Below are 12,294 nucleotides of genomic sequence, written 5' to 3' on the forward strand. Positions count from 1 at the left end.
AATAAACTGATAATAAGAAAGGCGCTGACTCATTTAATTGTGAGTCAGCGCTTTTTTATTATTAATTCACACCTTATTTATAACGTGTGATAAACAATATTTTGTAACTTTGCGCACCAAATACTTAATAAGCAAATCAATGTCTGAGTCTAAAAGAATAAAAACCGCACTGGTATCGGTTTATCACAAAGAAGGTTTGGATGAAATCATTACCAAACTGCACGAAGAAGGAGTGGAGTTCTTATCAACGGGAGGAACTCGTCAGTTTATCGAATCACTGGGCTATCCCTGTAAGGCTGTCGAAGATTTGACTTCGTACCCTTCGATTTTGGGTGGCAGAGTGAAGACGCTGCATCCGAAGATTTTCGGAGGTATTCTTTGCCGTCGCGGACTGGAACAAGACATCCAGCAGATTGAAAAATATGAAATTCCTGAAATAGATCTTGTCATTGTAGATCTTTATCCATTTGAGGCTACGGTTGCTTCAGGTGCCGATGAAGCTGCTATTATCGAGAAAATTGATATAGGCGGAATCTCTTTGATTCGTGCCGCTGCTAAAAATTACAACGATGTGATTATTGTTGCTTCTCAGGCGCAGTATAAACCATTGCTCGATATGTTGATGGAGCATGGAGCTACTTCTTCCCTTGAAGAACGCCGCTGGATGGCAAAAGAGGCATTTGCAGTTTCATCACATTATGATTCGGCTATTTTCAATTACTTTGATGCCGAGGAGGGATCTGCTTTCCGTTGTTCTGCAAACAGCCAGAAGACGCTGCGTTATGGTGAAAATCCGCATCAGAAAGGATATTTCTATGGAAACCTGGACGAGATGTTCGACCAGATTCATGGAAAAGAAATTTCTTACAACAATCTGCTCGACATTAATGCTGCTGTAGACTTGATTGATGAATTTGATGACGTTACATTTGCTATTCTGAAGCATAACAATGCTTGCGGACTGGCTTCCCGCCCGACTGTGCTTGAGGCATGGAAAGATGCTTTGGCCGGTGATCCGGTTTCTGCGTTTGGCGGCGTATTGATCACGAATGCCGTTATTGATAAAGAGACTGCGGAAGAGATTAATAAAATCTTCTTTGAAGTAGTGATTGCTCCTGATTATGATGTAGATGCACTTGAAATTCTTGGGCAGAAAAAGAACCGTATTATTTTGGTTCGTAAAGAAGCCAAATTGCCGAGAAAGCAATTCCGCTCTTTGCTCAATGGTGTACTGGTTCAGGATAGAGACTTGAATATTGAAACAACAGCAGACCTTAAAACGGTAACTGATAAAATTCCTACTCCCGAAGAGGTCGAAGATCTGTTGTTTGCTAATAAGATAGTGAAAAACAGTAAATCGAATGCCATCGTATTGGCAAAAGGTAAACAATTGCTGGCAAGCGGTGTAGGACAGACTTCGCGTGTGGATGCATTGAAGCAGGCTATCGAGAAGGCTAAGTCATTTGGATTTGACCTGCAGGGTGCAGTGATGGCGTCGGATGCTTTCTTCCCTTTCCCCGACTGTGTGGAAATTGCGGATAAAGAAGGTGTGACAGCTGTTATTCAGCCGGGAGGTTCGGTGAAAGACCAGTTGACATTTGACTATTGCAACGAACATGGCATGGCAATGGTGACAACGGGTATCCGCCACTTTAAGCACTAATTAAAAACTTGTTGTATGCCGGACAACCCGTTAGGGCACACTGGCATATCGACGCATTAGAAATTTATTCATTATGGGATTATTCTCTTTTACACAAGAAATAGCAATGGACCTCGGTACGGCCAATACTATCATAATTACCGGTGGTAAGATTGTAGTAGATGAGCCTTCGGTGGTGGCCCTTGACCGTCGGACAGACAAGATGATTGCTGTGGGGGAAAAGGCAAAACTGATGCACGAAAAGACCCACGAGAATATTCGTACCATCCGTCCGCTACGTGACGGAGTGATTGCCGACTTCTATGCTTGCGAGCAGATGATGCGCGGATTAATCAAACAGGTAAATACTCGCAACCGTCTTTTTTCTCCGTCGCTTCGTATGGTGATCGGAGTGCCTTCGGGTAGTACGGAAGTTGAACTTCGTGCTGTTCGTGACTCTGCCGAACATGCCGGTGGACGTGATGTTTATCTGGTATTTGAACCTATGGCCGCAGCTATTGGCATTGGTATCGATGTAGAGGCACCGGAAGGAAATATGATTGTCGATATAGGTGGTGGTTCTACCGAGATTGCCGTAATTTCATTGGGAGGTATTGTTTCGAATAACTCCATTCGCATTGCAGGTGACGATCTGACAGCAGATATTCAGGAATATATGAGCCGCCAACATAACGTTAAAGTCAGTGAACGTATGGCCGAGCGTATTAAAATCAATGTAGGTGCTGCTTTGACTGAACTGGGTGAGGATGCTCCGGAAGATTATATTGTTCACGGACCGAACCGTATTACTGCGCTTCCGATGGAAGTGCCGGTATGTTATCAGGAAGTAGCACACTGCCTTGAGAAATCAATTTCAAAAATTGAAACGGCTATTTTGAGCGCGTTGGAGAATACGCCTCCTGAACTGTATGCTGATATTGTACACAATGGAATCTATCTGGCCGGTGGTGGAGCGCTGCTTCGTGGCTTGGACAAACGTCTGACTGATAAGATTAATATTCCTTTCCACATTGCGGAAGATCCGTTGCATGCAGTGGCTAAAGGTACAGGTGTTGCATTGAAGAATGTAGACCGTTTCTCATTCTTGATGAGATAAATAATTAACTACGAATTACGAGCTATAAGTTACTGGCAGTGCATAAATGTAGCTGCATATACTTGTAGCTCGTAGTTCGTAGCTTGTAACTTATATGTCTTTATGCGGAATTTACTGAACTTTCTCTTGAAATATAATCACTGGTTCCTCTTCATTTTATTGGAGGTGATCAGTTTTGTTTTGTTATTTCGCTTTAATCACTATCAACACAGTGTTTATTTCAGTTCGGCTAATGCGGTTGCCGGCAAAGTGTATGAAGTATCCGGAGGGATTACTTCTTATTTCCATTTAAAATCGGTCAATGAAGATTTGCTGGATCGCATTATGGAACTGGAACAACAGAATCACAATCTGGAGGATGCTCTGGGAAGGCATTTATCAGACTCTACCGAATTAAATAGTATCCGCAATTTACCTAATACGGATTATCAGGTTTTTAAGGCGCGGGTCATCAATAACAGTCTCAATCTGGTAGATAATTACATCACTTTAAATCGTGGATCGAAAGATGGGATCCGTCCGGAAATGGGAGTTGTCGACGGAAACGGAGTCGTTGGTATCGTATACGATACTTCTTCTCATTATTCCCGGGTCATTTCGGTGCTGAACAGCAAGTCCAGTATTAGTTGTAAAATTGTGGGTAGTGAATATTTTGGTTATCTGAAATGGGAGTATGGAGATTCCCGATATGCTTATTTGAAAGATTTACCCCGTCATGCAGAGTTCAACTTAGGGGATACAGTGGTAACCAGTGGTTATTCTACCGTTTTTCCTGAAGGGATCATGATTGGTACTGTAGATGATATGGCCGATTCGAATGACGGGCTCTCTTATTTGTTGAAAGTAAAGCTGGCAACGGATTTTGGTAAAGTGAGTGAAGTGCGTGTGATTGCAAGGACCGGCCAGCATGAACAAAAAGAATTGGAACAAAAGAGTTTGGCGCAATGATTATCAACTATATACATAGAATAGGATGGTTTGTCGGTCTGATCTTGCTTCAGGTACTGATCCTGAATAATGTGCATATTGCCGGTGTGGCTACTCCTTTTTTATATGTCTACTTTATTTTAAAGTTTAATTCCGGTACTTCCCGAAATGAATTGATGTTATGGGGCTTTTGCATAGGTCTTGCCATTGATATCTTTTCTAACACACCGGGTATGAATGCGGCAGCGACAGTGTTGCTGGCTTTTCTACGTCCGTTGTTTCTCCGTTTGTTTACTCCCCGCGATACTTTGGACAGCATTGTACCTTCGTTGAAAAGTATGGGGATTGCTTCTTTTCTCAAATATCTGGTGGTGAGTGTCTTTGTACATCATCTTATGTTGCTTACTCTTGAGTTCTTCTCATTTACCAGCATACCGTTATTGCTGTTAAGGGTGGTGTCGAGCACCATTTTGACTATAACTTGTATTATGGCTGTTGAAGGAGTGAGGAAATAGATATGGCAAAAGATTATGTGCTGGAGAAACGAAAATATGTGATCGGTGGAGTAGCGCTGGCTATTGTCCTGATCTACTTAGTGCGTTTATTTTCACTCCAGATAGCTACGGATGACTATAAGAAGAATGCCGACAGTAATGCTTTCTTAAATAAAATTCAGTATCCGTCACGTGGGGCGATGTACGATCGGAATGATAAATTGTTGGTGTTTAATCAGCCTGCTTATGATATTACAATGGTTCCAAAGGAAGTTGAGAACCTTGATACACTTGATTTGTGTCAGACGCTGAATATCACCCGTGCGCAGTTCCTGAGAATTATGAGTGATATGAAAGACCGCCGTAGAAATCCGGGATATTCACGTTATACTAATCAGGTATTTATGTCTCAGCTTTCGGCAGAAGAGTGTGGGGTGTTTCAGGAGAAACTATTTAAATTCCGGGGATTCTATATACAGCGTCGCACCATTCGACAATATAGTTATAACTCTGCTGCCCATGTGCTTGGTGATATCGGTGAGGTATCAATGAAAGACATAGAAAATGATGATTACTACATCCGTGGCGACTATATCGGTAAGCAAGGCATTGAAAAATCGTATGAATCTTTTTTGCGTGGTGAAAAGGGAGTGGAAGTATTGCTGCGTGATGCCCATGGGCGCATACAGGGGCATTATATGGATGGGAAGTATGATAAACGTCCAATACCCGGGAAGAACCTGAAACTCGGAATTGACATTGATCTCCAGATGCTGGGAGAGCGTTTATTGAAAAACAAAATCGGTAGTATTGTAGCTATTGAGCCGGAAACGGGGGAAATACTTTGTATGGTTTCCTCGCCTGATTTTGATCCGAGACTGATGATTGGGCGTCAGCGTGGAAAGAATCACCTCATGCTTCAGAGAGATCCGATGAAACCTTTGCTAAACCGTTCGATTATGGGGGTATATCCTCCGGGATCAACGTTTAAGACAGCACAAGCACTGACTTTCTTACAGGAAGGAATTATTCAGACCAATACGCCGGCCTTTCCTTGTGCTCATGGATTCAATTACGGAAGCCTGCATGTAGGTTGCCATGCTCATGGTTCACCGCTGCCATTGATACCGGCCATTGCTACTTCATGTAACTCTTATTTTTGCTGGGGATTGTTCCGGATGTTTGGTGATCGGAAGTATGGCTCCTCGCAAAATGCCATTACTGTTTGGAAAGATCACATGGTTTCTCAAGGTTTTGGTTATAAACTTGGAGTAGACTTGCCGGGGGAGAAGCGCGGATTGATCCCTAATGCTCAGTTTTATGATAAAGCTTATCGTGGACGCTGGAATGGATTGACGGTAATCAGTATTGCCATCGGTCAGGGAGAGATTCTGGCAACTCCGTTGCAGATAGCCAATCTGGGTGCTACTATTGCCAATCGGGGACATTTTATCACTCCGCATATTGTGAAAGAAATACAAGACGAACAGCTTGACAGTATCTATCGGGTGCCCAGAAAGACCTCTATCGACCGAAAACATTATGAAGATGTGGTGACCGGTATGCGGGCTGCGGTTACGGGAGGAACTTGCCGGGTGGCTGGGGCCATTTTGCCGGATGTTGAAGTGTGTGGTAAGACCGGTACGGCGCAGAATCGTGGTCATGACCATTCTGTCTTTATGGGATTTGCTCCGATGAATAATCCCAAGATAGCCATTGCTGTATATGTTGAGAACGGTGGCTTTGGTGCGGTTTACGGAGTACCTATCGGGGCACTGATGATGGAACAATATTTAAAAGGAAAGCTGTCCCCCGAGAACGAGATACGTGCAGAAGAATATAGTAATAGAGTGATTATGTATGGAAACGAGGAGCGTTAGTTTATGGAAAACATTGGATTGGGTAACGATCGGTATTTACCTGCTCCTTATTATCGGCGGATGGTTCAGTGTGTGTGGAGCCAGTTATGATTATGGTGATCGTGACTTTCTGGATTTTTCTACCCGCGCCGGTAGGCAGTTTGTGTGGATTATCTGTTCTTTCGGGCTTGGCTTCATTCTTCTGATGCTTGAAGAACGGATGTACGATATGTTTGCATACCTTGTATATATAGGTCTGATTCTTCTGTTGATAGTGACTATCTTTATCGCACCTGATACAAAAGGCTCCCGTTCCTGGTTAATATTAGGTCCGGTCAGTCTCCAGCCAGCGGAATTCGCAAAGTTTGCAACGGCTTTGGCATTGGCGAAGTTTATGAATGCCTATTCTTTTAATATAAAGAAGTGGAAATGCTTTTTGCCTTTGGTTGCTTTTATTCTGTTGCCGATGTTGCTGATCGTGTTACAGAAAGAAACCGGTTCGGCATTGGTCTATCTTGCTTTTTTCTTGATGCTGTATCGCGAAGGTATGCCCGGAGTTGTTTTGTTTTCAGGGGTATGTGCAGTAGTATATTTTGTGGTAGGTATTCGTTTTGATCAGGTGTTTATTGCCGACACACCTACACCGATCGGAGAATTTGCTGTTTTGATGATGATACTTTTGTTTGCAGGTTCCATGGTTTGGGTGTATAGAAAGAAATGGGAGCCTGTGCGGAATATTATAGGTGGTAGTTTGCTTGCATTGTCGATTGCCTACCTTGTTTCTGAGTATCTTGTTCCTTTTAATCTGGTTTGGGTAGAGTGGGGACTTTGTGTGGTGGTTATCTGCTATCTGCTTTACTTGTCTCTGAGCGAGCGGCAACGTGCTTATCTCCTGATAGCATTGTTTGCTTTGGGATCTATTGGTTTTCTCTACTCAAGCGATTATGTTTTCGACAATATCCTTGAACCTCATCAGCAGATTCGTATAAAGGTAGTGTTGGGAATGGAAGAGGATTTGGCTGGTGCCGGTTATAATGTTAACCAGTCTAAGATAGCGATTGGTTCTGGAGGATTGACCGGCAAGGGCTTTCTGAATGGTACGCAAACGAAGTTGAAATATGTGCCTGAACAAGATACAGACTTTATTTTCTGTACTGTAGGCGAAGAACAGGGATTTGTTGGTTCAGCTGCTGTCCTCTTACTTTTCTTGGCATTGATACTGCGTCTTATAGCGGTATCGGAGCGGCAGACCTCAACTTTTGGACGGGTTTATGGCTATTCGGTCGTGAGTATCTTCCTTTTCCATTTATTTATTAATGTCGGAATGGTGCTTGGTCTGACTCCTGTAATTGGTATTCCGCTACCTTTCTTTAGTTATGGGGGGTCGTCTTTATGGGGATTTACTATTCTGCTTTTTATTTTTCTGCGTATTGATGCAGGACGTAGCAGGAGGTTATAAGTGCTCGATTTTCAGTCCCACATCAATGATTCCGGTTATTTGTTCATCTTTCATTCCGTGTACAACTTTAAAAGTATAGTTACCGGGATGCTTGATGGAGCAGTCTTTTAAGGGGAGAGCCGATTGGTAAAGACTTCCCCAGCCGGTTCCTTTCCATTTACCTTCCTGGTCAGTCAGAGTAAACTTCAGAGTGTCTGTTTTCCATACAGTTGAATCTTCCAGATTGTAACTGATAAGGATGTCCAGATTCTGATAAGGATAATTACTGCTGTTGCGTACACCGGCAGACAATCGCAGATTGATCAGGGAGTCATTCAAAGGGACATTGAAAAAGAGTGTATCACTCTTTTTCCATCCACCTTGAGGGGTGGATTGATATGAGTGATACACAGTGTTATCGTCACATGCAGTCAGTATCCATGTCATGAGAAGCATGCAGATGCTATTCTTGAGCAGGTTTTTCATTTCCCTGGGGTTTCTCGGTGCGTTTAGGTTGTTCGTTGTTACGTGGTCCGCGGGGTTCGCGTGGAGGGCGCTGCTCACGCGGTTCATTCTTACGTGTTTCCCGATTTTCATTATTGCGCGGTTCCCGAGCCTCATTATTTTTGCGCGGCTGATTGTTGCTGCGGTTATTGTTTTTGGGGCGTTCTCCTCGTGTGCGTTGTTGCCCTTGTACCGGTTGAGCTCCACTGTTCTCTTTGTTTTCTATAGCCGTCGGCGATGGGTTTTGTGTTTCAGCATTGGCGGCTTGTTGCGGACGGTTGTTATTGTTCTTTTTCTTCTTTTTGCGGTTTCCGTTTCCACCTTCTTCTTTTCCATTTCCATCTTTTCCGTTACGGCGACGGTCACGGTCAAAACGTGTCAGACTTTCTTGTTCCAACAGGTCAGTCGGCTTTTTAGGTTCCGGTTTGCGTTCAGCTTCCAATAGACTATCCGGTTTGATGCCCCTTTTGTTCAGTCCTATCACTTCGAATGCCCGCTTCCCGCTGATAGTGACTAAGTTTGCGGCGAAATTCTTGTCTGTTGAATACGAAATCTGGTTGCTGAGAATATCTGCTTTGAAGAAATAATAGGTTCCGTCTTTAGTTTCCAGTTCAATCTCTCTTGAAGGCAGGCGCTTCTGCGCTTCTACATAGCAATCTACTTCGTAGTTCAGGCAACATTTTAACTTAGCACACTGTCCTGCCAGTTTTTGAGGATTGAGTGAAATGTCCTGATACCTTGCTGCGCTGGTCGATACAGACACAAAACTTGTCATCCAGGTGGCGCAACACAATTCACGTCCGCAAGGACCGATACCTCCGATGCGCCCTGCCTCCTGGCGCGCACCGATCTGTTTCATTTCGATACGTACTCTGAAAGCTTCAGCCAACACTTTAATTAACTGCCGAAAGTCGACGCGTTCGTCAGCGATGTAGTAGAAGATAGCTTTGTTGCCGTCTCCCTGATATTCTACGTCGCCAATTTTCATGTCCAAATTCAGGCTGGCCGCTATCTGACGCGCACGAATCATTGTGGCGTGTTCTTTGGCTTTGGCTTCTTCATATTTCTCCATATCCACAGCTTTGGCTTTGCGGTAGATACGTTTGATTTCAGCATCTTGTTTAAAGTTTGCCTTTTTCATCTGGAGCGGCACTAATCGTCCCGTCAGGGTAACGGTGCCGATGTCATGTCCCGGTGTAGCTTCTACGGCTACGATGTCTCCCTTCTCTAATTTGATCTTGTTGCTGTTTCGGTAGTATCCCTTGCGGGTGTTCTTGAACTGAACCTCTACCATGTCACTCTCCTCCGCATTGCCCGGTATGTCGGCCAGCCAATCGTAGGTATTTAGTTTTTTATCTTGTCGGGAACAGCTCTTACAGCAAAGGCCTCCGCTCCCATTATGCAGTTTAAATTCCATATACTTTATTTTAAAGTTATTGCTTCAACAGTACGATCATCTTCAGTGAGAAGTCGAAAAATACCATTTTAGCGTTTACATTCTGTTCAATATGTTTTTGAGCTTCACTCAGTTCGTCCATGATGCCCATCACGTTTCGTTCGTTTACAAAAGGGGCAAACCGTGTAGCGAAGTTCTGTTCATCTAATGTCATATAAGTCAATTCTTTCCGATGCAGGTTGTAGATGAAATTCTCCCGGATCATCCGTTGGCAGTACTCCAGGAAGTTCTTCTGACGTTCACGTCCCATGCCTGACACTTGTTCGCTCCACAATTTCATTTCCCGGATTTTTCTTTGGTAAGAAAGGCGCATCAGGCTGACAAATAACTCAAAAAACAGTTGATTCTCTTCATTCAGATGAATGGTTTCAAGCGCTTTGATAAAGTTTCCGTTAGCCAGGTGGGCAATCGAAATACTGGTCGCCTGCTGCACTCCATATTTGTTTTGTAAAGCGTCGGCAATGCATTGTTCGTCTATTTTGCGTAGATTGAAACGTTGTGTGCGGCTCAGTATCGTTTGGAGAATTAATTCCGGATTCTCTGATACCAGTAAGAAAATCGTTTTCTGGGGTGGTTCTTCCAGCAGCTTTAATAACTTGTTGGCACAAGCTTGCTGCATCTTTTCGGGAAGCCAAAGAATGGTAATCTTAAATCCTCCTTCGCTGGATTTAAGGCTGAGCTTTTTCATGATCTCATCACTTTCTTTGGTGTAAATCACCGCCTGTGCATTTTCTGCGTTAATTTCGTTTAGCCAGTGGTTAATCGTAAAATAGGGATTATTCAGTACCAGTTTTCTCCATTCCACAATGTAATCATCACTTCTTCCGTTCTTTACTACCGGAAAAACGAAGTGAACATCGGGGTGAACCAGCTTATTGAACTTCACACACGACGGACAGACTCCACAAGCGTCTGTCTCACTGCGGTTCGTGCAACTCAGGTAGCGTGCATAGGCTAATGCCAATGGAAACTTGCCCACACCTTCAGGCCCGCAGAAAAGTTGAGCGTGTGGTATGCGTCCTTCGCTGACTTCTTGTATCAGTCGCTGCTTGGCTGCCTCTTGTCCGATGACGTCTCTGAAAAACATAGTTTAATAAATCGCTTTGGCTACTTCTTTAATACTGTCCACTGCTCCGATGGAGTAAAAGTGGATACTGGGTACACCGGCGGCCATCAGCTCTTTACATTGGTTGATACACCATTCGATACCCACTTTGCGGGCTTCCTCGTCTGTTTTGCACTTCAGTGCTTCCTGGGTTAGTTCTTCCGGAAGGTCTACCTTAAATGTTTTCGGAACCATGCTTAGTTGGGATAACTTCTTGAAAGGTTTGATGCCCGGAATAATCGGGATGTGTATTCCTGCCTGGTGTACTCTTTCTACGAAATCAAAGTATTTCTTGTTGTCATAGAACAATTGTGTCACAGCATATTCGGCTCCGGCTTCCACTTTCTTTTTCAGCCAATAGATATCCATGTCGATGTTAGGTGCTTCTTCATGTTTTTCCGGATAACAGGCCACTCCATAAGAGAAAGGAGTATTTGTTACTTTCATCTCCGAACCGTCTACAAAGATACCTTTATTGAAATTATTGATCTGTTCCTGTAACTCTAAAGCATGATGATGTCCGTCTCCTTCGGGGGTAAAAACCGATTCGTGCTTTGCTTTATCTCCACGGAGAACCAACAGATCGGTAATTCCCAGGAATTGTAGGTCGAGCAGTACGTATTCAGTTTCTTCCTGAGTAAAACCACTGCACAGAATGTGAGGTACTACCGTCATATTATACTTGTTCTGGATAGCAGCTGCTACAGCTACGGTTCCCGGACGTCTTCGTAGCCGATTGCGCTGATAAAGCCCATTCCCCAGATCTCTGTATACATATTCACTGCGGTGCGTAGTGATATTGATATACTTGGGGTCAAATTCTCGTAATGTATCTATGGTTTGATACAGCTTCTCAATACCTGTACCTTTCAGAGGAGGAAGTATTTCAAAAGAGAAGGCTGTTTTTTCGTTGCTATGTATTAAGTCAATTACTCTCATTGTTTCTTTATTCGTCGTTGCTCTCCTTATAATAAGGTGCATATTGGGACAAAAATACGAAAAAAAGATGAAATGAAATCGTTGTGGAACCCTAAAAGATTGCTATCTCTTCCGGTTATGAATCTTTTTTGGCTGTTAACCGATACTTTTAATGAATGAAAGGCAAGATTTACATGGACAGATGCCCCTTTGGGGATATTTTTAAAGTTCGGTTTTGTTGTCCCTTCTGTTGATTTTGCTGGTGTATTTGTTCTTTTATTCCTTATGACAGAAGTCTTAGAACTACCTTATGACGGTACATCTTGTTTATTTTGAAAGACCTTTGCGCTTGAATTGCGAAAGAATCATAATTAGCTGATTTTGCCCTGGAAAACGATGAAAGAAAGTTTTTGTCTGTTACTATAACTGCTTTCATATGCTTTGGTAGAACATGCCTTGTTTTTTTTGGGGGGGGAGAGAAATTATGGCAAAATGTGCTTTTAACATTAGTCTTTTATCTTTTCTTTTCGTCCCGTTTCACTCTTTCCCGGTCTCTTTCCTTTTTTCTTTTTGTATCTTTCATCTCCCATCCGCTTTTCTCCTCTCCTCCGCGAAATGCATTTCTATCTTCCATCTTCCACCTTTTTCAATCTTTTTGTCTGATTATCATTTAGTTAATAGGGTGGAAGATCGCGTTTTCAGCCTGTTTATCTTCCACCCTCATCTTCCATCTTCCACCCTCTGCCATCGCTTGAAAAACTTCCATAATTCCCTCGTATTCAGAAGTATACTTTTTGTTTCTTGTCAGTTTTCCCCTTAAAAAGCATTTTCATA

10 protein-coding genes are annotated in these 12,294 nt (G+C 43.1%); 6 read left to right on the forward strand and 4 right to left on the reverse strand.

All coding sequences use genetic code 11. The features are described 5' to 3' along the window. Window positions 1-139: 139 nt before the first annotated feature. The 6 genes from purH (at window position 140) to rodA (ending at window position 7,498) form a co-directional block, all read left to right on the forward strand. Window positions 140-1,663 (forward strand): bifunctional phosphoribosylaminoimidazolecarboxamide formyltransferase/IMP cyclohydrolase, encoded by a 1,524-nt coding sequence (gene purH, locus JZY04_RS19405; protein ID WP_122143591.1) that lies wholly within the window; start codon window positions 140-142, stop codon window positions 1,661-1,663. A 73-nt stretch (window positions 1,664-1,736) separates the two neighbouring features. After that, window positions 1,737-2,759, forward strand: coding sequence for a rod shape-determining protein (locus tag JZY04_RS19410; RefSeq protein WP_005792050.1), 1,023 nt, complete (start codon window positions 1,737-1,739; stop codon window positions 2,757-2,759). A gap of 102 nt (window positions 2,760-2,861) precedes the next feature. After that, a complete protein-coding gene (gene mreC, locus JZY04_RS19415) occupies window positions 2,862-3,707 on the forward strand; it encodes a rod shape-determining protein MreC (RefSeq protein WP_005783073.1) in 846 nt (281 codons plus the stop codon). Continuing rightward, window positions 3,704-4,201 (forward strand): rod shape-determining protein MreD, encoded by a 498-nt coding sequence (gene mreD, locus JZY04_RS19420; protein WP_005822050.1) that lies wholly within the window; start codon window positions 3,704-3,706, stop codon window positions 4,199-4,201. The genes mreC and mreD overlap by 4 nt, the downstream gene beginning before the upstream one ends. Window positions 4,202-4,203: 2 nt before the next feature. Then, window positions 4,204-6,060 carry a penicillin-binding protein 2 gene (mrdA, locus tag JZY04_RS19425; RefSeq protein WP_005810930.1) on the forward strand — a complete coding sequence of 619 codons (1,857 nt, stop codon included), beginning with the start codon at window positions 4,204-4,206 and terminating at the stop codon, window positions 6,058-6,060. After that, complete coding sequence (gene rodA, locus JZY04_RS19430; protein WP_022011752.1) at window positions 6,041-7,498, forward strand: rod shape-determining protein RodA; 1,458 nt, start codon at window positions 6,041-6,043, stop codon at window positions 7,496-7,498. Before mrdA ends, rodA begins: the two co-directional genes overlap by 20 nt. Here rodA and gldH read toward each other — a convergent pair. The 4 genes from gldH to metF are packed head-to-tail and all read right to left on the reverse strand — an operon-like array spanning window position 7,493 to window position 11,481. Next, window positions 7,493-7,963 carry a gliding motility lipoprotein GldH gene (gldH, locus tag JZY04_RS19435; protein WP_005783084.1) on the reverse strand — a complete coding sequence of 157 codons (471 nt, stop codon included), beginning with the start codon at window positions 7,961-7,963 and terminating at the stop codon, window positions 7,493-7,495. The two genes, rodA and gldH, sit on opposite strands and share 6 nt — an antisense overlap. Next, window positions 7,941-9,398 (reverse strand): regulatory iron-sulfur-containing complex subunit RicT, encoded by a 1,458-nt coding sequence (gene ricT, locus JZY04_RS19440; RefSeq protein ID WP_005810923.1) that lies wholly within the window; start codon window positions 9,396-9,398, stop codon window positions 7,941-7,943. Before ricT ends, gldH begins: the two co-directional genes overlap by 23 nt. 16 nt (window positions 9,399-9,414) lie before the next feature. After that, window positions 9,415-10,524 (reverse strand): DNA polymerase III subunit delta', encoded by a 1,110-nt coding sequence (locus tag JZY04_RS19445; RefSeq protein WP_005783087.1) that lies wholly within the window; start codon window positions 10,522-10,524, stop codon window positions 9,415-9,417. A 3-nt stretch (window positions 10,525-10,527) separates the two neighbouring features. Beyond that, window positions 10,528-11,481: a methylenetetrahydrofolate reductase [NAD(P)H] gene (gene metF, locus JZY04_RS19450; RefSeq protein ID WP_005783089.1), complete on the reverse strand. Its 954-nt coding sequence runs from the start codon at window positions 11,479-11,481 to the stop codon at window positions 10,528-10,530. Between the last annotated feature and the right edge of the window lie 813 nt (window positions 11,482-12,294).

The organism is Bacteroides sp. 11BF (assembly GCF_019633765.1).
In the GTDB taxonomy this organism is placed as follows: Bacteria; Bacteroidota; Bacteroidia; order Bacteroidales; family Bacteroidaceae; genus Bacteroides; species Bacteroides hominis.

Bases quoted from the DNA above. Each gene is read 5' to 3' on its own strand.
- purH (WP_122143591.1), top strand. From the start codon at position 140: ATGTCTGAGTCTAAAAGAATAAAAACCGCACTGGTATCGGTTTATCAC.
- JZY04_RS19410 (WP_005792050.1), top strand. From the start codon at position 1,737: ATGGGATTATTCTCTTTTACACAAGAAATAGCAATGGACCTCGGTACG.
- mreC (WP_005783073.1), top strand. From the start codon at position 2,862: ATGCGGAATTTACTGAACTTTCTCTTGAAATATAATCACTGGTTCCTC.
- mreD (WP_005822050.1), top strand. From the start codon at position 3,704: ATGATTATCAACTATATACATAGAATAGGATGGTTTGTCGGTCTGATC.
- mrdA (WP_005810930.1), top strand. From the start codon at position 4,204: ATGGCAAAAGATTATGTGCTGGAGAAACGAAAATATGTGATCGGTGGA.
- rodA (WP_022011752.1), top strand. From the start codon at position 6,041: ATGGAAACGAGGAGCGTTAGTTTATGGAAAACATTGGATTGGGTAACG.
- gldH (WP_005783084.1), bottom strand. From the start codon at position 7,963: ATGAAAAACCTGCTCAAGAATAGCATCTGCATGCTTCTCATGACATGG.
- ricT (WP_005810923.1), bottom strand. From the start codon at position 9,398: ATGGAATTTAAACTGCATAATGGGAGCGGAGGCCTTTGCTGTAAGAGC.
- JZY04_RS19445 (WP_005783087.1), bottom strand. From the start codon at position 10,524: ATGTTTTTCAGAGACGTCATCGGACAAGAGGCAGCCAAGCAGCGACTG.
- metF (WP_005783089.1), bottom strand. From the start codon at position 11,481: ATGAGAGTAATTGACTTAATACATAGCAACGAAAAAACAGCCTTCTCT.